Source organism: Bacillus sp. LR--39, assembly GCF_053613335.1.
In genome coordinates, this window is the sequence record NZ_JBSIOT010000296.1 from 1 (window position 1) to 1,119 (window position 1,119).

Genomic DNA, 1,119 nt, shown 5'->3' on the forward strand with positions numbered 1-1,119 from the left:
CAACCGGATATCTTCAACGATTATCAGAAAGAATATGGAATCGATTAATTCTCTCGATGTCCTTCGTTCCTTAAAAGAAGGTCTTGATCAGCACCCATCAATTTCAAGCGAGGACAGGGAGCGGTATTTGAATTTTATTTCTGCCGCCCGCAAGGAATATGACGACATTGCGAAAAAGGAAGTTCAAAAAGCGTTTGTGTATTCGTATGAAGAATCAGCAAAAACACTTATGGACAATTACCTCGATAACGTAGAGGCTTATTGCAATAAAAACAAGCTTCGTGATCCTTTGACAGGAGAGGAAATGAACCCTGACGAAAAGCTGATGAGATCCATCGAAGAGCAGATCGGCATTTCGGAAAACGCCAAAAAAGCGTTCCGCGAAGAAATTTTAATCCGCATCTCGGCCTATGCGAGAAAAGGCAAGCGGTTTGATTACAATTCCCATGAAAGACTGCGTGAAGCTATTCAGAAAAAGCTGTTTGCTGATCTGAAGGATGTCGTTAAAATTACGACCTCAACAAAAACGCCGGATGAGCAGCAGCTGAAAAAGGTAAATGAAGTCGTGGCCCGTTTAATTGATGAGCACGGATACAACTCGACGAGCGCCAATGAGCTGCTGAAATATGTCGGCAGCCTGCTGAACCGATAAGCAACGTGACCCGTCCGAATAGGGCGGGTTATTTTGTCCCATTTTCTAAATAGTTTGTCAATTAAACGTGCATATGTGCATATGATGAATATAAATCTTTTCGAAAGACTTGTTTCATAATCTGGCTCAAGCCGGAATACGTATGTATCACGACCACAAATGGTTAAGGAGGGGAATTCATGTCCCAAAATGACAGCGGCCATTTTTTGATTTCTGAGGAAAACTGGTCCCTCCATCGCAAAGGCTTCGATGACCAGCAGCGCCACCAGAAAAAAGTGCAGGAAGCGATCAAAAACAATCTTCCGGACCTCGTAACTGAGGAAAGCATTATTATGTCTAATGGAAAAGATGTAGTGAAGATCCCAATCCGTTCACTTGATGAGTATAAAATCCGTTATAACTATGATAAAAATAAACATGTAGGGCAAGGAGACGGCGAGAGCCAGATTGGAGATGTTGTGGCCCGG

General features: G+C 42.8%; 1 protein-coding gene and 1 pseudogene. Both read left to right on the plus strand.

Going from position 1 to position 1,119, the window contains the following annotated elements; translation table 11 throughout:
• Window positions 1-652, plus strand: a pseudogene (gene prkA, locus ACWHAR_RS22650) (serine/threonine protein kinase PrkA); the annotation flags it as partial.
• Between the two features lie 179 nt (window positions 653-831).
• Window positions 832-1,119, plus strand: a 288-nt coding sequence (locus ACWHAR_RS22655) for a DUF444 family protein (protein ID WP_452087897.1), incomplete at its 3' end; no start/stop codon positions are given.